Genomic DNA, 21247 nt, shown 5'->3' on the forward strand with positions numbered 1-21247 from the left:
AAAAGCTCCTAACATAAATGATTAAAATAAATATAAACAACTGATTTAAAAGTATTAATTAAATTATTATTAAACTAATTTTATAAATTTATGAAGATATTACGGCGCTTCTGTGACATTTATATTAACAACCTTAAAAGTCTATGGTGATTCCAATATAAAGGAGGGTTTAATATGCAAATGGTAGGTTAGCTTGAAATGTTAGCGTTTATGTATATAAAAAATAGGCAGGGAATATGTCACTGCCTAATTCTGTTGATAGGGTACTTCGCAGGGTATTAAGTTGATTTTTGTAATTTAAGTTCTGATGGTGCTACCGGTGTATTGTCCGCAGGCACACGTATTGATTCTGTCCATGCTTCTGGCATATCTAAAGCACCAACAGCTTTTACCATACACCTAATACTCTTACCAACATCATCAGATGTAATTTCATACTCATTACTCGCGGTATAAGTTAATGGATAAGCATTTGCAAACCAGTAGTAGCGTATATCTGTAATACCCTCTACATTTGCCTGGCAAGTAATCGTACTTCCCTCCGTTTGCTCTCCCGTAATAGTAGGCCTGCTAGTAAAGATGTCTGGGAGTTCCATAATGTTGCTGGTTTTTTGCAGTACTTCTATAGAATCAATAGTAAAGTCTTCACGATCTGAGCTTGGTTCTCCATCCCATGAATTAAGAGCATAATCTAATTGTAGATCTAGTCTTTCTAGGTAGGTTGGAGGAGTTTCAACTCTGCCTACTTCAACCCATTTATCATTACCATCACTGTCTTTTATAGTCACGTTGATATAGGTCATATCATCATCTATCACAAACTCCCAGGTATGGTACTCACCATCCCAAAACTTCATACCACCTTCAATTTTGCTTTTGGCTTCAGTCAATTGACCGCTATATGCTTTATAACTTGTATAACTTTCAGCATTTTTAGCAAAGATATTATCTACAGCAGCATAGTGATAATGGGAAGCGAGTCCATTTAGCCAAGCGCCATTTTTTCCATCAAACTCAAACCAGTCAACTTCAATTCTATTGGCCGTTCGCCAGAATAGAAAATCGGGATCATACGACCAAAAAGCAGGAAACAATCCGCCAGCTAAGTCAGCTTGTGCAACTTCAGGAAACATACTGCGAATACGAAATATTTTAGGCCCTTTCCAGGTATACCCATAACCAAGATCATTAACACTATAAAATGCAGCTGCTTTCCATCTATCATTTACTTTTAATAAAGAAAGCGACTGCTTTTGCTCAGACTCATCGTATTCATAAACATTTGTCGTATCACTAGGAGCAATTAATGTCGCTGAAGAACCAACTGCAGTATTAAAACCAGGAGCAGACCAAAGGTCTGATTCACCACTATAACTAGCTTTTACACGGTCATTTCTAAAATCATCATAAAAAACACGCTCAAATCCCTCTACTTCAACTGGAGAACCACCTCCATTCACTTTGACGTCAGTGCTATTAATACTTGTTCCCCATTCACTCCATTGATCATTGTCGTGAACATAACGATAAGGAAAATCTTCTTGATCCATCACGGGATTACTCGTTTTGTAAACATGGTCATTAGGTAAGATAATGCCATTATCACTGCTATCTAGCCTGTATGCAGCCCAGCCAGTCATTTTTCTTACCATTGCTTCAGTCGGTTCAGTTAAACCAAAAGCTAATGTATCGTAGGCCCAAGCCATATTGCCATCACTATCGTCCCCTATATAAGACGAAGTATCATTTCCAATTTCAGCATTAGCATAACGTTCAGGCTGAGGTGATTCAGTAGAAAGGTTAACGCCATTTACAGAAGCAAACATTTGACCATAACGAATACCTGTCACTACAACATTCCAAGTTTCTCCATCAGCAACTACTGCTGTTTTGGTTGTCATTATTCGTTTATCCTGGCCATTTTCATTACGCCCAACGAACTGAATATTTAACCCTGTGCTTTTGTTGTACCAAATTTTAGGAGAAGATTTGTTTGAAGCATTACCTCGATTAATATCAACCATCACAGTGGTATCATCATCACCCGAATCGGCATCTATACGAAAAGTAAAAATAGTCCAACGATAAGCCCATCTAGCTTCTCGTTGACCACTCATTGTTAAAAATTGACCAGAATTTTCTTTAAACTCAATACCATTATTATTAGAAAATTTTTCAGGTGCTAAACTAGATGTTGATTGAGTTGCATTACGAATGCTATTACCTCTAGCGTCATGGGTACTTACTTTTCCAATATCCACATCATCTTGAAAGTACGCCGTCATAATCCACTCAGGGAAAAGATTTAACGCCCAAGTCACTTTCTCCTCATTATCAGCAACATCATCTTTTGCAATTCGCATTGATAAAGGTAAACGTCCCTCAGTTTGCTCTAAAATTGAAACAGCACCGTCACCATCTAAATCATAATTAGCAATTAATTCCGGATACTTTACTTGTAAATAATCTAATAAAGCTTTCCGTTCTTGATCATCATATAACCCATTATTATCTGTATCAAAATTCACATTCGTATCAGCAAAACTAAATGCAGATAATATTAAATAAAAACTAAGAGTTAATTTGATGAGAATGTTCATTGTCATATTTCCAATATAAAGGATTTAATATAAAAGCTAATCAATACAATATTTATAAACACAGACTAGTACCTATTACTTTTAATATCTACTCATTTAGTAATGTAAAATATACAAATAAGCTTAAATATAAAATCAACATCTACTAAATATTTGTAAAACCATGTAGTTAATAACTTAAATAATAGAAAAACATATTTAAAGTTTTTAGGAAATTAGCGATGATAAAAAAGTAACAGTAGCGATTACTTAGAGTGGATACTAGATAGTTCAATGAAACTATAGACTAGCATTATAAGTAGGTAATTCGACAAGCCACTTTTTATAGCCATGAATAGTATCAAGCATACTTATTGTGGGCAGACTGTTTAAATTAAAGGCTACCTAATGTCATGGTCGTATGCTCTCTACAAATGATTTTTTAATAAGACTGCCTGAGTATCTCTAAATACAAGTATTAATAACAATCAATGAAGTAAATAAAACTAAAACGTATTTTATTAATTGCTAGGTAGGTTTTTAGATATAAAAAAACCTGTCGATGTTAATCAACAGGGGTTGTTTAATGAGGCGCTTGGCGATGAAAAGTCGTCGCAGCGCTCCTCCGATCGTGGGCCATCGCTGTCGCGGATCCACCAGGGCACGCGGAGCTTAGCCCGCTCATAAACCGATACTGGCGTATCATTCGCCCCTAGCTATCACACATAAGGCCAGCCACTACGTGGCACTTTATTTACCCCATGCTCAAGTCGCTATAAAACCAACAGCTAATAACGAAAAAATCCCTGCTGACATAGTCAACAGGGATTGTTCGAATTAGGCGCTTGGCGATGACCTACTTTCACATGGGGAGACCCCACACTATCATCGGCGCAGCTGCGTTTCACTTCTGAGTTCGGCAAGGGATCAGGTGGTACCACAGCGCTATGGCCGCCAAGCATAAAATTTAATTAGGAAAGTGACAGTCTAATGTTCTTTAGTCGTTCTGTATAATCGTAGCAGTTATGTAAATACGCTATCACAAGCGTTATATTTTAACGTCTTCTTTGACAATCTTGGTTAACAGCAACACTACTTAGGTGTTGTATGGTTAAGCCTCACGGGTAATTAGTACAAGTTAGCTCAATACGTTACCGCACTTACACACCTTGCCTATCAACGTTGTAGTCTCCAACGGCCCTTTAGGGAACTTAAAGTTCCAGTGAGAACTCATCTTGAGGCTCGCTTCCCGCTTAGATGCTTTCAGCGGTTATCGATTCCGAACGTAGCTACCGGGCAATGCTATTGGCATAACAACCCGAACACCAGCGGTTCGTCCACTCCGGTCCTCTCGTACTAGGAGCAGCTCCTCTCAATTCTCAAACGCCCACGGCAGATAGGGACCGAACTGTCTCACGACGTTCTAAACCCAGCTCGCGTACCACTTTAAATGGCGAACAGCCATACCCTTGGGACCGACTTCAGCCCCAGGATGTGATGAGCCGACATCGAGGTGCCAAACACCGCCGTCGATATGAACTCTTGGGCGGTATCAGCCTGTTATCCCCGGAGTACCTTTTATCCGTTGAGCGATGGCCCTTCCATTCAGAACCACCGGATCACTATGACCTACTTTCGTACCTGCTCGACGTGTCTGTCTCGCAGTTAAGCTGGCTTATACCATTGTACTAACCTCACGATGTCCGACCGTGATTAGCCAACCTTCGTACTCCTCCGTTACTCTTTGGGAGGAGACCGCCCCAGTCAAACTACCCACCAAACAGTGTCCCAAACCCCGATTCAGGGGCCATGGTTAGAACTCAAAACATACAAGGGTGGTATTTCAAGGTTGGCTCCACCGCATCTGGCGACGCGGTTTCAAAGCCTCCCACCTATCCTACACATGTAGGCTCTAAGTTCACTGCTAAGCTATAGTAAAGGTTCACGGGGTCTTTCCGTCTAGCCGCGGGTACACAGCATCTTCACTGCGATTTCAACTTCACTGAGTCTCGGGTGGAGACAGCATGGCCATCATTACGCCATTCGTGCAGGTCGGAACTTACCCGACAAGGAATTTCGCTACCTTAGGACCGTTATAGTTACGGCCGCCGTTTACCGGGGCTTCGATCAATAGCTTCGACCTAAGTCTAACCACATCAATTAACCTTCCGGCACCGGGCAGGCGTCACACCCTATACGTCATCTTACGATTTAGCAGAGTGCTGTGTTTTTAATAAACAGTTGCAGCCATCTGGTATCTTCGGCCCCCAACAGCTTAGAGAGCAAGTCTCATCACCGTCAAGGGCGTACCTTCTCCCGAAGTTACGGTACCATTTTGCCTAGTTCCTTCACCCGAGTTCTCTCAAGCGCCTTGGTATTCTCTACCTGACCACCTGTGTCGGTTTGGGGTACGATCCTTATATTTCTGAAGCTTAGAGACTTTTCCTGGAAGTATGGCATCAATGACTTCACTACCTTGGTAGCTCGACATCGAGTCTCAGCGTTAATAGAAATCCGGATTTACCTAAATCTCCCGCCTACACTCTTGAACCTGGACAACCATCGCCAGGCCCACCTAGCCTTCTCCGTCCTCCCATCGCAAAATATAAGGGTACGGGAATATTAACCCGTTTCCCATCGACTACGCCTTTCGGCCTCGCCTTAGGGGTCGACTCACCCTGCCCCGATTAACGTTGGACAGGAACCCTTGGTCTTCCGGCGGGGAGGTTTTTCACCCCCCTTATCGTTACTCATGTCAACATTCGCACTTCTGATACCTCCAGGATGGTTTACACCTTTCCCTTCGACGGCTTACAGAACGCTCCTCTACCACGCGTATAAATACGCGTCCGCAGCTTCGGTGATATGTTTAGCCCCGTTAAATCTTCCGCGCAGGCCGACTCGACTAGTGAGCTATTACGCTTTCTTTAAAAGATGGCTGCTTCTAAGCCAACTTCCTAGCTGTCTAAGCCTTCCCACATCGTTTCCCACTTAACATATACTTTGGGACCTTAGCTGGCGGTCTGGGTTGTTTCCCTTTCCACGACGGACGTTAGCACCCGCCGTGTGTCTCCCATGATTGCACTTGTTGGTATTCGGAGTTTGCAAAGGGTTGGTAAGTCGGGATGACCCCCTAGCCTTAACAGTGCTCTACCCCCAACAGTGATACATGAGGCGCTACCTAAATAGCTTTCGAGGAGAACCAGCTATCTCTTGGTTTGATTGGCCTTTCACCCCCAGCCACAAGTCATCCCCTAATTTTTCAACATTAGTGGGTTCGGTCCTCCAATTGATGTTACTCAATCTTCAACCTGCTCATGGCTAGATCACCAAGTTTCGGGTCTAATCCCAGCAACTATTCGCCCAGTTAAGACTCGGTTTCCCTACGGCTCCCCTAAATGGTTAACCTTGCTACTGAAATTAAGTCGTTGACCCATTATACAAAAGGTACGCAGTCACGGAATAAATCCGCTCCTACTGCTTGTACGTACACGGTTTCAGGTTCTATTTCACTCCCCTCACAGGGGTTCTTTTCGCCTTTCCCTCACGGTACTGGTTCACTATCGGTCAATTAGGAGTATTTAGCCTTGGAGGATGGTCCCCCCATATTCAATCAGGATTTCTCGTGTCCCGACTTACTCGTTTTCACTGTAAAGAAGTTTTTGTGTACGGGACTATCACCCTGTACCGTGGCACTTTCCAGAGCCTTCCACTAACTTTTAAACAGCTTAAGGGCTGTTCCGATTTCGCTCGCCGCTACTTTCGGAATCTCGGTTGATTTCTTTTCCTAAGGGTACTTAGATGTTTCAGTTCCCCTCGTTTGCTTCGCTATGCTATGTATTCACATAACGATGACACTAAGTGCCGGGTTGCCCCATTCGGAAATTCCAGGATATAACGCTTGTTATCAACTCCCCTGGACTTATCGCAGATTACCACGTCCTTCATCGCCTCTAATTGCCTAGGCATCCACCGTGCACGCTTATTCACTTAACCATACAACACCTAAGAAGTGTCATTAAGCAATTTATATGATGTTAAAAACATCCTAAATTGCATAAATACGCAACTGGGTTGCTGTATGTTGTTTCCAAGACGCTTGCGACTCTCATATTTACATATGAAAAACGTTTACGTTTTTCGTGCACCTAACACTCAGAAGAGTGTGTAGATACGTACTCATTACATTTGCATGTAATGTGCATTTTATTTTTGCTTGATTACAACATTAAAACCGAGGTTTTAATATTGAGAACTCGTTTAATTCATCGTAATGAATTAAACATTTCGTTTTATTTATCACACCAATCAACACCGAAGTGTTATTGTTTTTGTGCGATAAATAAGAACATTTATCAGCTTTCCTAATTGTTAAAGAGCAGACTTTTTCGTTAAAAAAAGCCTTAGATAAATAGTGTAACTTATCTAAGGCTTCTATCATGTTGGTCACATCAAACTTGAAACAAGATGAAGTGGTGGAGCTATGCGGGATCGAACCGCAGACCTCCTGCGTGCAAGGCAGGCGCTCTCCCAGCTGAGCTATAGCCCCAACATGGTATGTATAAATAGAAATCCAATTTCAATACAAGAAATTGGTGGGTCTGGGCAGATTCGAACTGCCGACCTCACCCTTATCAGGGGTGCGCTCTAACCAACTGAGCTACAGACCCATCTAGAGTCTATCTATACGTCTCTTTACTTTCTAATCAAACAATCTGTGTGGGCACTCATTATTACTTGCGCCAATGTACCTAAGTACAAAGGATGTGTTTCTTTACGTAAGGAGGTGATCCAGCCCCAGGTTCCCCTAGGGCTACCTTGTTACGACTTCACCCCAGTCATGAACCACACCGTGGTCATCGCCATCCCGAAGGTTAAGCTAATGACTTCTGGTGCAGCCCACTCCCATGGTGTGACGGGCGGTGTGTACAAGGCCCGGGAACGTATTCACCGTGGCATTCTGATCCACGATTACTAGCGATTCCAACTTCACGGAGTCGAGTTGCAGACTCCGATCCGGACTACGACAAACTTTAGGAGATTCGCATACCATCGCTGGTTAGCAGCCCTTTGTATTTGCCATTGTAGCACGTGTGTAGCCCATCCCGTAAGGGCCATGATGACTTGACGTCGTCCCCACCTTCCTCCGGTTTATCACCGGCAGTGTCCCTAGAGTTCCCGGCATAACCCGCTGGCAAATAAGGATAAGGGTTGCGCTCGTTGCGGGACTTAACCCAACATTTCACAACACGAGCTGACGACAGCCATGCAGCACCTGTCTCAGAGTTCCCGAAGGCACTCATCTATCTCTAGGTGATTCTCTGGATGTCAAGGGATGGTAAGGTTCTTCGCGTTGCATCGAATTAAACCACATGCTCCACCGCTTGTGCGGGCCCCCGTCAATTCATTTGAGTTTTAACCTTGCGGCCGTACTCCCCAGGCGGTCTATTTAATGCGTTAGCTTTGAATCCCACGGCATATAGCCACAAAATTCTAATAGACATCGTTTACTGCGTGGACTACCGGGGTATCTAATCCCGTTTGCTCCCCACGCCTTCGCGCCTCAGCGTCAGTCTTTGTCCAGGTGGCCGCCTTCGCCACTGGTATTCCTTCAGATCTCTACGCATTTCACCGCTACACCTGAAATTCTACCACCCTCTACAAAACTCTAGTTAACCAGTTTCAAATGCAGTTCCAAGGTTGAGCCCTGGGATTTCACATCTGACTTAATTAACCGCCTACGCGCGCTTTACGCCCAGTAATTCCGATTAACGCTCGCACCCTCCGTATTACCGCGGCTGCTGGCACGGAGTTAGCCGGTGCTTCTTCTGCGAGTAACGTCACAGCTGCACTCTATTAAAGTACAACCTTTCCTCCTCGCTGAAAGTGCTTTACAACCCGAAAGCCTTCTTCACACACGCGGCATGGCTGCATCAGGCTTGCGCCCATTGTGCAATATTCCCCACTGCTGCCTCCCGTAGGAGTCTGGACCGTGTCTCAGTTCCAGTGTGGCTGGTCATCCTCTAAGACCAACTAGGGATCGTCGCCTTGGTAAGCCATTACCTTACCAACTAGCTAATCCCACTTGGGCTACTCTTATGGCGTGAGGCCCGAAGGTCCCCCACTTTGATCCGGAGATGTTATGCGGTATTAGCAGTCGTTTCCAACTGTTGTCCCCCACCATAAGGCATATTCCCAAGCATTACTCACCCGTCCGCCACTCGTCAGCAAAGTAGCAAGCTACTTTCTGTTACCGTTCGACTTGCATGTGTTAAGCCTGCCGCCAGCGTTCAATCTGAGCCATGATCAAACTCTTCAATTTAAAGTTTAATTTGCAACCTAAGTTGCGACTCAATATTACTGACTAAAACTATGTACCTAAGTACAATGTTATTCTGAATTAATGAATTAATTCGTGTGTCACTTCTATTGATGTTGCCTAACAAGTAGGACTTTGATTTTTTTGAAATCACATCAACAATAAGTGCTCACACAGATTGTTTGATTAAATTGTTAAAGAGCGTGCCTTTCGGCTAGGCGGCGTATATTACGCGCCTTTCGAACAATGTCAACGTCTTATTTAATTTTCTTTTTAACTTAGTTAAGAAGAAGTTAACGCGTTTATTTTGTTCTCAAACTCGCTGGGTAACTTGCGTTCCGTCCCGTGTCTGTGGGGTCGCATTATAGGGATTAAGATCACATTGGCAAGCGTTTATTAACGTTTTTTTTGAATTTAAGTTTGAATGATTATTTAGCGAACAACTTGGGGGATTTTCATACTAATTTATCCATTTTTATGGTCTTTAACTGGTTATAATGATGCCTTTCATAATTGGGTTCATTTTTGTTTATATAGTGGAGACTTACATAATGAGTAATATCGATATATTAGTAGGAAGTACGTTAGGCGCTACTGAGTATGTTGCAGAGGCAACGCAACCTATTTTGGAAAAGGCTGGATTTACCACAGAAATACACTTTATACCTAATATAGAAGTATTAGATGTTACTTCTGAACAATTATGGTTAATTTGCATTTCTACACATGGTGCAGGAGATTATCCAGATAACTTTAAAGTGTTTGCAAACCAAATAGACCAATTAGATAAACAGGCGCTTACTAATATACGTTTTGGTTTAGTTGGTGTTGGTGATTCGAATTACGATACTTATTGTTATGCAGCAAAAAAATTGGATCTATTATTAATAGCAAAAGGAGCATCGCGTATTGGAGAGTTATTCACCATTGATGTAGTTGAATCTCCTATTCCAGAAGATAAGGTCATAGACTGGATCCCAACTTGGATAAAAGATCTTAATAATTCTGCAAATTAATTTGTAAGTTACCCACAAGCTTCTGTGCATAATCCATTTATAACTCTTGAATTAGTTTTGTGTAATCGCTTTATAATAATGTGTATAAAAAGGCCTGTGTATAAAGGCTTTTTCTATACTCAGGTTGATCGCATTAAGATCCCTTATTATGCACACGATCGGATCTCTTTTAAGATCCTGATCTTTAATCAGATATAAGTGTTTTACACAGATCTTGCTTTGCTTAATAAGTGTAGTAATAAAAGATCTTTAAAGATCTATATATAATACTAATACTATTCTTTTGCTATTAAATCCGCTCTTCGCTTTCCTTTATTTTTTAAAAGAGTAAAATCCTGCTTTAAATTTTATATAGCTGTATTTGGAATATTATGATTTACCATGAACATTTTGACGTTATCGTAGTTGGCGGTGGCCATGCAGGCACAGAAGCTGCTGCTGCACCTGCTAGAATGGGATTAAAAACCCTATTATTAACTCACAATATTGAAACGTTAGGTCAGATGTCATGTAACCCTGCCATCGGTGGTATCGGTAAAGGACATCTCGTAAAAGAGATTGATGCTTTAGGTGGCTTAATGGCTTCGGCTATCGATAAGGGTGGTATTCAATTTAGAACACTTAATTCAAGTAAGGGACCTGCTGTTCGTGCTACAAGAGCACAAGCGGATCGTCTTCTGTACAAAGCAGCTATTCGTGAAAAATTAGAGAACCAAGAAAACCTCAAGATTTTCCAACAAGAAGTGGAAGATCTAATTATTGAAAATGATCGCGTTACTGGTGTAATCACTAAAATGGGTGTGCGTTTTTCAGCTAAAACTGTTGTTTTGACTGTGGGTACATTCTTAAATGGTTTGATTCATATTGGTATGAAGAATTATAGCGGTGGTCGAGCGGGTGATCCTGCTTCAGTTACTTTATCTGATCGTTTAAAAGAAATGCCTTTACGTATGGGACGTCTTAAAACTGGTACACCTGCTCGTATTGATGCTCGTAGCATCGATTTTTCTGAACTAGAAGTGCAACATGGTGATAATCCTACTCCTGTATTCTCTTTCCTAGGGAGTCGTGAAGAACACCCACGTCAAATACCATGTTATATCACCCATACCAATGAGAAAACACATGATATTATTCGTGAGAATCTTGATCGCAGCCCTATGTACTCAGGTGTTATTGAAGGTGTTGGACCACGTTATTGCCCTTCTATCGAAGATAAAATTATGCGTTTCGCAGATAAAAACTCTCATCAAATATTTGTTGAGCCTGAAGGGTTAACAACACATGAAGTTTATCCGAACGGTATTTCTACAAGCTTGCCTTTTGACGTTCAACTTAAGTTTATTCAATCGATGAAAGGTTTTGAAAACGCGTTTGTTACTCGTCCAGGTTACGCTATTGAATATGATTATTTTGATCCTCGAGATCTAAAATCAACCTTAGAAAGCAAATATATCAATGGTTTATTCTTTGCAGGTCAGATTAACGGTACAACCGGTTATGAAGAAGCTGGTGCGCAAGGTTTATTAGCCGGTATGAATGCAGGCTTACAAGTACAAGATAAAGAAGCTTGGGCACCCCGTCGTGATCAAGCATACATAGGGGTTTTAGTTGATGACCTATCTACTTTAGGCACTAAAGAACCTTACCGTATGTTCACTAGTCGTGCTGAATATCGTTTATTGTTACGTGAAGATAATGCCGATACTCGTTTAACTGAAAAAGGCCGTGAATTAGGCCTCGTTGATGACGTCCGTTGGAAAGCTTTCAGTGAAAAGCAAGAATCGGTAGAAAAAGAGTTACAACGTTTAAAAACGCATTGGGTAAACCCAGGTTCAACCAATGCAGAGCAAATTAATTCACTTTTGAAGACTCCAATGCAACGTGAAAGCACGTTAGAAGCAATGATACGTCGTCCTGAAGTGGATTATGAAACATTAATGAAAGTAGAAGGCCTTGGTCCTGCTATCGAAGATCCAATTGCAGCAGAGCAAGTTGAGATTAAGATCAAATATCAAGGTTATATTGATCGCCAGCTAGATGAAATTGCTAAGCTGAAGCGCCATGAAGATACGGTATTACCACGTGATCTTGATTATTCAGAGATCAAAGGCTTATCAAATGAAGTTACAGCTAAGTTGAATGATATTAAACCTGAAAGTATTGGCCAGGCATCTCGAGTTTCAGGCATAACGCCTGCGGCTATTTCAATTTTGCTTATTCATCTGAAAAAGAGCGGCGTGCGTCGTAAGGCTGTCTAATGAGTTTACGTACTGAATTAGATGCTTTATTGGCACAAACAAGTTTAAATATCAGTGAACAACAAACAACACAATTAGTGCAACTAGTAGAACTATTAGCAAAGTGGAATAAAGCTTATAACCTGACTTCGGTGCGCGATCCTTCACAAATGTTAGTGAAACATATTATGGACAGCATTGTCGTATCTCCGCATCTATCGGGTAATAGTTTTATTGATGTTGGAACGGGTCCTGGTTTACCGGGTCTACCTCTGGCGATTTTAAATCCAGATAAACAGTTTGTGTTATTAGATAGTTTAGGTAAAAGATTACGTTTTATAAGACAAGCTATATTAAGCTTAGGCTTGAAAAATGTGGAAATAGTACAAAGTCGTGTTGAAGAATTTCAACCAGAGCAAGGGTTTGACTGTGTGTTAAGTCGTGCTTTTGCTTCATTAGAAGATATGTTGTCTTGGTGTCATCATTTACCCAATGAAAATGGGCATTTTTTAGCACTAAAAGGACAATATCCTGAATCTGAGATCACTCATTTAGATTCTAAATTTGAATTTATAGAGTCAGTTACCTTACAAGTCCCACAATTAGATGGTGAACGCTGTTTAGTAAAAGTTAAGCGTGTATCGTAGTGACTATAATTTTTTAGGTAGGTATTTGTGGGTAAAATAATAGCAATTGCAAATCAAAAAGGTGGCGTAGGTAAAACAACTACGTGCGTCAATTTAGCTGCTTCAATGGCGGCGACGAAACGTAAAGTATTAATTATTGATCTTGACCCGCAAGGCAATGCAACCATGGGTAGTGGTATCGATAAATATGAAGTTGCCCATACTGCCTATGATCTATTGATCGACGAACTACCGCTTGCTGATGTTGTAGAAACTGAAACCAGTGGTGGTTTTCACTTAGTTGCTGCAAATAGTGATGTAACAGCTGCTGAAGTTAAGTTAATGACTTTTTTCGCTCGTGAAACACGGTTAAGAACTGCTTTAGAAGGCGCTAGAGACGTTTATGATTATATTTTCATAGACTGCCCTCCTTCGTTAAATATGTTAACTGTTAATGCGATGACAGCAGCCGATTCAGTATTAGTGCCTATGCAGTGCGAGTACTACGCTCTAGAAGGCCTAACTGCGCTTATTGATACGATCAGCAAATTAACAGCCGTGGTTAATGCGGATCTTAAGGTTGAAGGGATCTTACGTACTATGTACGATCCACGTAATCGCTTATCAAGTGATGTATCAGATCAGCTTAAAAAGCATTTTGGCGACAAAGTTTACAGAACAATTATCCCACGTAATATTCGTTTAGCTGAAGCACCAAGTTTTAGTAAGCCTGTTATGTTTTATGATAAAAGCTCAACAGGAGCAAGAGCTTACCTATCTTTAGCTGGGGAAATATTGAGACGAGAAGAGCAATCTATTAGTACAGAGCAGGAAGTCATTGAAGATGCTAAGTAAAAAAAGAGGGTTAGGTAAAGGGTTAGATTCTTTGTTGAGTAGCAGTACTGTTACGCGTAATAAACAAGTTTCACACGATATCCATGCTGAAAAGACACAGCAACTGGTGAGTAATGAGCAAGGCGCTTTACAGGATCTTGATATTAATCAGTTGCAAGTGGGAAAATATCAACCTCGTCGAGATATGGCTTCTGATGCTTTGCAAGAATTAGCAAATTCTATTCATGCTCAAGGCATTATTCAACCCTTAGTAGTTCGTGAGACCGGTCATCAAAAATATGAGATTATAGCAGGTGAACGTCGTTGGCGTGCTGCTAAAATTGTCGGCTTATCGTCTATTCCTTGTTTGATTAAAAACGTTGAAGATGATGCAGCAATCGCGATTGCTCTTATCGAAAACATTCAACGTGAAAACCTTAATGCCATGGAAGAAGCTATCGCATTAAAACGTATTGTTGATGAGTTTGAATTAACCCATCAAGAAGTCGCGAAAGCAGTCGGTAAATCACGCACTGCAGTGAGCAATTTGTTACGTCTAAATCACCTTAATCAAGATGTGCAATTATTGCTAGAGCATGGTGACTTAGAAATGGGCCACGCTAGAGCATTATTAGCTTGTGAAGGTGAGTTACAATCAGAGCTTGCAAAAAGTGTGGTAAGCAAAGCATTGAGCGTACGTGATACTGAAAAATTAGTAAAACAAGCGCAAGCGCCAGAGAAAGTGAAAACTCCCCCTTCAGTTTGTCCAAAAACTGAGTCATTAGTTACAACTTTAGAAAATAAATTCGGCCTCAAAGTTACTGCTAAAAATAGTCAAAATGGTCGAGGGAAATTGGTTATAGATTACACTTCTATTACTGACTTAGATGCATTGATCACATTAATTGAAAAAAGTTAATCGATCTTAGCCATTATTAATCTGAATCAAATTCGAATTAAGCCATTTACTAGTAATATAACCAAATAAACTAGCAGACCTGTTGTCTTCTAATTCAATGGTTATATTGCATTGAATGGCTTTGTCGGTATAATTTGCGCAGGTTTTAGCTTGTAGGAAAAGTCTGGTTGAATAAATCATTTTTCTATACTTCAAGTTAGCTAGTAAAGGGAAATCAAAGTGGTTGATAAACTAGCAAAAAAAAGTCAGGTTTCTGGATTGAAATTGGTGGCTTTTCAATTTTTATTAGTGCTATTTTTTGCATTGATTTCAACAGTGTTTTTTTCGAATAAAGCTGGGTATTCAGCATTATTTGGAGGGATCACTTTTTTACTTCCTAATCTCATTTTTGTACTGTTAGCATTCGCTCATGCGGGGGCTAGGCAGGCTAAAAAGGTGCTTAGGGGGGTTTACGCAGGGGAGGCTATAAAACTCTTTTTAACTGTGTTGTTACTCGTGGTGTTTTTGAAATATGGAGCGTTATCATTGACTGCTTATTATATCTCTTTCTCATTATTAGTAGTGTCGCAGTGGTTAGCGCCTTTCTTTTTTTATAACAACGATGGGATAAAACATGGCTGGTCAAGGTGAAGCTCTAACATCATCAAGTTATATTCAACATCATTTAACAAACCTTACGTGGAGTGTTGATGGTGGTTGGAATGCACATGATGCTGGTTTTTGGACTTTTCACGTCGATTCTCTACTGGTTGCAGTAGGCCTCGGTGTATTATTTCTTTGGTTGTTTCGTAGTGTTGCAAAACGTTCGACTGTTGGTGTACCTGGTAAGTTACAGTGTTTCATCGAAATGGTTATCGATTTTGTAGATGAGAATGTAAAGGATACTTTTCATGGCAAGAATGCCCTGATAGCACCCTTAGCATTGACTATTTTTGTCTGGGTTTTCTTAATGAACCTGATGGATTTAGTCCCTGTTGATTTACTGCCTCACGCTGCGCAAACCATCGGGATACCTTATCTTAAAGTTGTACCTACAACTGATTTAAACGTTACACTTGGTATGTCATTAAGTGTGTTCGCTTTAATCATTTATTACACTGTCAAAGTTAAAGGTGTAGGCGGTTTTGTTAAAGAACTAACTATGCAACCATTTAACCATTGGGCATTTATTCCAGTAAACTTCCTTCTTGAAGCTGTAACGCTATTAGCGAAACCTGTTTCATTAGGTCTACGTTTATTCGGAAACTTATATGCTGGTGAGTTAATCTTTATATTGATAGCTTTATTGGGTTACTGGCAATTACCACTGTACTTCCCGTGGGCCGTATTCCATATTTTAATTATTGTTCTACAAGCCTTCATCTTTATGATGTTGACGATTGTATATCTCAGCATGGCGCATGAAGATCATTAATTATTTGGGTATAACATTAATATTTACTTTTTAAGTAATTACTTTTAAACATTAAAACAATTTATTTTATTTTTGGAGAATTTTTCATGGAAACAGTATTAGGTTTTACTGCAATCGCTGTAGCACTTCTAATTGGTTTAGGCGCTGCTGGTACAGCTATCGGTTTTGGTATCTTAGGTGGTAAATTCCTAGAAGGTGCTGCACGTCAACCTGAAATGGCACCTATGTTACAAGTTAAAATGTTCATCGTTGCTGGTCTTATCGATGCAATCGCGATGATCGGTGTTGGTATTGCATTATTCTTCACTTTTGCAAACCCATTTGTAGCTCAACTAGCGGGCTAATAACGGATCCTAATTAACTTAATTAACTAAGGAGCTGTTATGAATATAAATGCAACCCTAATTGGCCAAGCAATCGCATTTGCGATATTTGTTTGGTTCTGCATGAAGTACGTGTGGCCACCACTTTTAGATGCGATTGAAGCGCGTCAAAAGAAAATTGCGGATGGTTTAACTCAAGCTGAACGTGCAGGAAAAGATCTAGAACTTGCGCAAGCTAAAGCAGCTGAAAAGCTGAAAGAAGCTAAAGCACAAGCAGCAGAAATAATTGATCAAGCTAATAAGCGTCGTACACAAATTGTTGAAGAAGCTAAAAGCGAAGGTGAAGCTGAGCGCAGTAAAATTATTGCTCAAGGTGAAGCTGAAGTAGAAGCTGAGCGTAACCGTGCTCGTGAAGAGTTACGTCAACAAGTTGCTACGTTAGCGATAGCTGGTGCTGAGAAAATCATTAAGCGTTCTATCGATAAAGAAGCGAACAGCGATATTATTGATAAATTAGTTGCTGAACTATAAGGAGCTAGCTTATGTCTGAATTGACTACTGTAGCTCGTCCTTATTCAAGAGCCGCTTTTGAATTTGCTGTGAGTAATAACAACATTGAAGCTTGGTCTGCAATGCTGTTTTTTGCCTCTGAAGTTGCACAAAATGCAACCATGGCAAATGTATTAACACGCGATAAAGCACCACAAGAGTTAGCTGAACTGTTTATTAATGTTTGTGGCGACCAACTCGATGAGAATGGTCAAAACTTTATTAAAGTATTAGCTGAAAATGGACGTTTGAGTGTTTTGCCTCGCGTTGCACAACTTTTTGCTGATTTAGAAACAGAGTATAAAAAAGAGGTCGACGCTGATGTCGTTTCTGCTTATGCCCTTTCTAAAGAACAACAAAAAGAATTAAGTGTTTCGCTAGAAAAACGTCTCGCACGAAAAGTAAACCTAAATTGTAGTATTGATAAGTCATTAATTGCCGGAATGGTAATTACTGCTGGAGATTTAGTGATTGATAGCACAGCTAGCGGTCAACTAACTCGTTTATCACATACTTTACAATCTTAATGGGAAGTTAGCATGCAACTGAATTCCACTGAAATTAGCGATCTTATCAAGCAACGAATTGGACAATTCGAAGCGGTAAGCGAAGCGCGAAATGAAGGTACAATCGTTTCTGTAAGCGATGGTATTATTCGCATCAACGGCCTTGCTGAATGTATGCAAGGTGAGATGATCGAACTGCCAAATGGTAGCTTTGCTATGGCACTTAACCTTGAGCGTGACTCGGTAGGTGCGGTAGTAATGGGACCTTACCGTAACCTTAAAGAAGGTGAAAAGGTAAAATCAACTGGTCGTATTCTTGAAGTACCAGTAGGTAAAGGTCTTCTTGGTCGTGTTGTAAACACAATGGGTGAGCCAATTGATGGGAAAGGACCAATCGAAAACGATGGTTACTCTCCAATTGAAGTAATTGCACCAGGTGTAATCGATCGTAAATCAGTTGATCAACCAGTTCAAACTGGTTGGAAATCAATCGATTCAATGATTCCAATCGGTCGTGGTCAACGTGAACTTATCATTGGTGACCGTCAAGTAGGTAAAACTGCTATTGCAATCGATGCAATCATTAACCAAAAATCAACAGGTTTATACTCAATCTACGTAGCAATTGGCCAAAAAGCGTCAACTATCGCTAACGTAGTACGTAAACTTGAAGAGCATGGCGCATTAGAAAATACTATCGTTGTTGTTGCATCTGCTTCTGAAGCTGCTGCACTACAATACCTAGCACCATATGCTGGTTGTTCAATGGGTGAATACTTCCGCGATCGCGGTGAAGATGCACTGATTGTATATGATGACCTTTCTAAGCAAGCTGTTGCTTACCGTCAAATTTCACTACTGCTTAAACGTCCACCTGGTCGTGAAGCATACCCTGGTGACGTTTTCTACCTTCACTCACGTCTACTTGAGCGTGCTTCTCGTGTAAGCGAGCACTACGTTGAAACATTTACTAAAGGCGCAGTGAAAGGTAAAACTGGTTCATTAACAGCATTACCAATCATTGAGACACAAGCGGGCGATGTATCTGCATTCGTACCGACTAACGTAATCTCTATTACTGATGGTCAGATCTTCTTAACAACTGAACTATTTAATAATGGTGTTCGTCCAGCTGTTGATCCAGGTATCTCTGTATCGCGTGTTGGTGGTTCTGCTCAGTGTAAAGTGATTAAGAAACTTTCTGGTGGTATCCGTACTGCACTAGCGCAATACCGTGAATTAGCGGCGTTTGCACAGTTCGCATCTGACTTAGATGAAGCAACTCGTAAACAGCTTGACCATGGTAAAAAAGTAACTGAATTAATGAAGCAGAAACAATATGCTCCAATGTCAGTTGTTGAACAAGCGTTGTCATTATTTGCTGCAGAGAAAGGCTTCTTAAATGATGTCGATGTTGAAAAAGTATTAGACTTTGAAGCATCTTTAATCTCTTACGCTAAAAATGAGCATGCTGAGTTCTATGCTCAAATTAATGAAACTGGCGCTTACAGCAAAGAAATCGAAGGGCAATTCAAGGCTATCTTGGAATCTTTCGTTGCGACGCAAACCTGGTAATTAATTAACAACAACTGTTGTTAATTAAGCATTAATTAGGAGTAAGAAATGGCCGGCGATAAAGAAATTAGAAATAAGATCGCGAGTGTTAAAAACACTCAAAAGATCACTGGTGCGATGGAAATGGTAGCTGCATCTAAGATGCGTCGTGCGCAACAGCGCATGGAAAGCAGTCTTTCTTATGCATCTACTATGCGCAAAGTGATCGGTCATATCGCACTAGGTAACTTGGAATACCACCACCCTTATCTTCAAGAACGTGAAGTTAAGCGTGTTGGTTACATTGTCATTTCAAGTGATCGTGGTTTATGTGGCGGTTTAAACATTAATTTGTTTAAACCGGTTATCCAAGAAATGAAAAAACACAGCGAAGCTGGTGTTGAAGTTGATTTAGCCGTTATCGGCTCTAAAGCAGCTAGTTTCTTTGGTGGCTTAGGCGCTAATATTGTTGCACAAGCAACAAGCTTAGGTGATGCACCAACCGTTGATGATTTAATCGGTTCGGTAAAAATCATGTTAGACGCTTACGACGCAGGAAAACTTGATCGCTTGTATATAGTGAACAATAAATTCGTTAGTACCATGGTACAAGAACCTACTGTCAGTCAATTATTACCTCTGCCTAAAGCAGAAAACGATGATGAAGTAGCTGCCCATCACTGGGATTACATTTACGAAGGTGACGCTAAAGATATTTTAGACTCGTTATTAGTTCGTTATGTTGAATCTCAAGTGTATCAAGCGGTAGTTGAAAACTTAGCGTGTGAACAAGTTTCACGTATGGTTGCAATGAAAGCTGCAACAGATAACGCAAGTGACTTGATTGATGATTTACAACTTGTTGCCAATAAAGCACGTCAAGCTGCAATTACTCAGGAGCTTTCTGAGATTTGTGGTGGTGCGGCTGCGGTATAATTTTAAAATAAAGATTTTAGAGGATCAGAAATGAGTTCAGGTAAAATCGTACAGATTATCGGTGCTGTTGTGGATGTTGAATTCCCACAAGATAGCGTACCGAATATATACAGTGCACTGATCGTGACTGAAAAGAACCTTACAATGGAAGTACAGCAACAAATTGGCGGCGGCGTAGTACGTTGTATCGCAATGGGTGCTTCAGAAGGTTTAAGTCGTGGTTTAGAAGTTACTGATACTAAACATGCAATCACAGTACCTGTTGGTACGGCTACATTAGGCCGTATTATGAATGTATTGGGTGAGCCAATTGATGAATGTGGTCCAGTTGTATCTGAAGAGCAATATGAGATTCACCGTGCAGCACCTTCTTATGAAGAGCAGTCGGCATCAGCTGAAACACTAGAAGTTGGTATTAAAGTTATCGACTTAATCTGCCCATTCGCAAAAGGTGGTAAAATCGGCCTATTCGGTGGTGCTGGTGTTGGTAAAACAGTAAACATGATGGAACTTATCAATAACATCGCACTTAAACATTCAGGTTTGTCTGTTTTTGCTGGTGTTGGTGAGCGTACTCGTGAAGGTAACGATTTCTACCATGAGATGCAGGAAGCAGGCGTTGTAAACGTTGAAAAACCTGAAGAATCAAAAGTAGCAATGGTTTACGGTCAAATGAATGAGCCACCAGGAAACCGTTTACGTGTTGCCCTAACTGGTCTTACTATGGCTGAGCGTTTCCGTGATGAAGGTAAAGACGTACTATTATTTGTTGATAACATCTACCGTTATACTCTAGCGGGAACAGAAGTATCTGCACTATTAGGCCGTATGCCATCAGCCGTTGGTTACCAACCAACTCTTGCTGAAGAGATGGGTGTATTACAAGAGCGTATTACATCGACTAAAGTAGGTTCGATTACATCTATCCAAGCGGTATACGTACCTGCCGATGATTTAACGGATCCATCTCCAGCAACAACCTTTGCTCACTTAGACGCAACTGTTGTACTTAACCGTAATATCGCATCTATGGGTCTTTACCCTGCGATTGACCCGTTAGATTCGACTTCTCGTCAACTTGATCCATTAGTTGTTGGTCAAGAACATTACGATATTGCTCGTGGTGTTCAAGGTATTTTACAGCGTTATAAAGAGCTGAAAGATATCATTGCTATTCTAGGTATGGATGAGCTTTCTGAAGAAGATAAGCAAATCGTATCTCGTGCACGTAAAGTTGAGAAATTCTTAACTCAGCCTTACCACGTAGCAGAAGTATTTACAGGTGACCCTGGTATTTATGTACCACTTAAAGACACATTAGCTGGCTTTAAAGGTCTAATTGCTGGTGAATACGACGACATTCCTGAGCAAGCGTTCCTATACGTAGGTGCAATTGAAGAAGCTGTCGAAAACGCTAAAAAAATGTAATAGC

Annotated in this window: 14 protein-coding genes, 2 tRNA genes and 3 rRNA genes; 13 read left to right on the top strand and 6 right to left on the bottom strand. The window is 40.7% G+C overall.

Features of this window, described 5'->3' with window-relative positions:
* Window positions 1-278 precede the first annotated feature (278 nt).
* From AC0L3W_RS13755 to AC0L3W_RS13780, 6 genes are all read right to left on the bottom strand, one after another.
* On the bottom strand, window positions 279-2600 hold the full coding sequence (locus AC0L3W_RS13755; RefSeq protein ID WP_409440268.1) for an EF-hand domain-containing protein: 2322 nt from the start codon (window positions 2598-2600) through the stop codon (window positions 279-281).
* Between the two features lie 822 nt (window positions 2601-3422).
* Window positions 3423-3538 (bottom strand): 5S ribosomal RNA (rrf, locus tag AC0L3W_RS13760).
* A gap of 148 nt (window positions 3539-3686) precedes the next feature.
* Window positions 3687-6575: ribosomal RNA gene (locus AC0L3W_RS13765) — 23S ribosomal RNA — on the bottom strand.
* A 477-nt stretch (window positions 6576-7052) separates the two neighbouring features.
* Window positions 7053-7128 (bottom strand) — tRNA-Ala (locus AC0L3W_RS13770).
* Between the two features lie 44 nt (window positions 7129-7172).
* Window positions 7173-7249 (bottom strand) — tRNA-Ile (locus tag AC0L3W_RS13775).
* Window positions 7250-7358: 109 nt separating this feature from the next.
* Window positions 7359-8901: ribosomal RNA gene (locus tag AC0L3W_RS13780) — 16S ribosomal RNA — on the bottom strand.
* Together the 16S, 23S and 5S rRNA genes with 2 tRNA genes alongside form the textbook arrangement of a ribosomal RNA operon.
* A 548-nt stretch (window positions 8902-9449) precedes the next feature.
* Here AC0L3W_RS13780 and mioC point away from each other — a divergent pair.
* The 13 genes from mioC to atpD all read left to right on the top strand — a co-directional run bounded on the left by mioC (window position 9450) and on the right by atpD (window position 21243).
* Window positions 9450-9914: an FMN-binding protein MioC gene (gene mioC / locus AC0L3W_RS13785; RefSeq protein WP_290041223.1), complete on the top strand. Its 465-nt coding sequence runs from the start codon at window positions 9450-9452 to the stop codon at window positions 9912-9914.
* A gap of 371 nt (window positions 9915-10285) precedes the next feature.
* Window positions 10286-12175, top strand: a complete 1890-nt coding sequence (mnmG, locus tag AC0L3W_RS13790) for a tRNA uridine-5-carboxymethylaminomethyl(34) synthesis enzyme MnmG (RefSeq protein WP_290041225.1) — start codon at window positions 10286-10288, stop codon at window positions 12173-12175.
* Window positions 12175-12801 (top strand): 16S rRNA (guanine(527)-N(7))-methyltransferase RsmG, encoded by a 627-nt coding sequence (gene rsmG, locus AC0L3W_RS13795; protein WP_290041227.1) that lies wholly within the window; start codon window positions 12175-12177, stop codon window positions 12799-12801. Before mnmG ends, rsmG begins: the two co-directional genes overlap by 1 nt.
* A gap of 27 nt (window positions 12802-12828) precedes the next feature.
* On the top strand, window positions 12829-13635 hold the full coding sequence (locus AC0L3W_RS13800; protein ID WP_409440267.1) for a ParA family protein: 807 nt from the start codon (window positions 12829-12831) through the stop codon (window positions 13633-13635).
* Window positions 13625-14533 (top strand): ParB/RepB/Spo0J family partition protein, encoded by a 909-nt coding sequence (locus tag AC0L3W_RS13805; protein ID WP_290041230.1) that lies wholly within the window; start codon window positions 13625-13627, stop codon window positions 14531-14533. The genes AC0L3W_RS13800 and AC0L3W_RS13805 overlap by 11 nt, the downstream gene beginning before the upstream one ends.
* A gap of 219 nt (window positions 14534-14752) precedes the next feature.
* On the top strand, window positions 14753-15163 hold the full coding sequence (locus AC0L3W_RS13810; protein WP_409440266.1) for an ATP synthase subunit I: 411 nt from the start codon (window positions 14753-14755) through the stop codon (window positions 15161-15163).
* On the top strand, window positions 15147-15947 hold the full coding sequence (gene atpB, locus AC0L3W_RS13815; protein ID WP_290041233.1) for a F0F1 ATP synthase subunit A: 801 nt from the start codon (window positions 15147-15149) through the stop codon (window positions 15945-15947). The genes AC0L3W_RS13810 and atpB overlap by 17 nt, the downstream gene beginning before the upstream one ends.
* Before the next feature lie 86 nt (window positions 15948-16033).
* Entirely contained in the window at window positions 16034-16291 is a 258-nt protein-coding gene (gene atpE / locus AC0L3W_RS13820) for a F0F1 ATP synthase subunit C (protein WP_025565310.1), read from the top strand.
* Between the two features lie 39 nt (window positions 16292-16330).
* Complete coding sequence (atpF, locus tag AC0L3W_RS13825) at window positions 16331-16801, top strand: F0F1 ATP synthase subunit B (RefSeq protein ID WP_290041234.1); 471 nt, start codon at window positions 16331-16333, stop codon at window positions 16799-16801.
* Between the two features lie 11 nt (window positions 16802-16812).
* Window positions 16813-17346, top strand: a complete 534-nt coding sequence (gene atpH / locus AC0L3W_RS13830) for a F0F1 ATP synthase subunit delta (protein ID WP_290041235.1) — start codon at window positions 16813-16815, stop codon at window positions 17344-17346.
* Between the two features lie 12 nt (window positions 17347-17358).
* Window positions 17359-18900 (top strand): F0F1 ATP synthase subunit alpha, encoded by a 1542-nt coding sequence (gene atpA / locus AC0L3W_RS13835; protein ID WP_290041236.1) that lies wholly within the window; start codon window positions 17359-17361, stop codon window positions 18898-18900.
* Window positions 18901-18948: 48 nt separating this feature from the next.
* Entirely contained in the window at window positions 18949-19815 is an 867-nt protein-coding gene (gene atpG / locus AC0L3W_RS13840) for a F0F1 ATP synthase subunit gamma (protein ID WP_290041238.1), read from the top strand.
* Window positions 19816-19845: 30 nt separating this feature from the next.
* Window positions 19846-21243: a F0F1 ATP synthase subunit beta gene (gene atpD / locus AC0L3W_RS13845; protein ID WP_290041239.1), complete on the top strand. Its 1398-nt coding sequence runs from the start codon at window positions 19846-19848 to the stop codon at window positions 21241-21243.
* The last annotated feature ends 4 nt before the right edge of the window (window positions 21244-21247 follow it).

It is taken from the genome of Psychromonas sp. KJ10-5 (genome assembly GCF_055808325.1).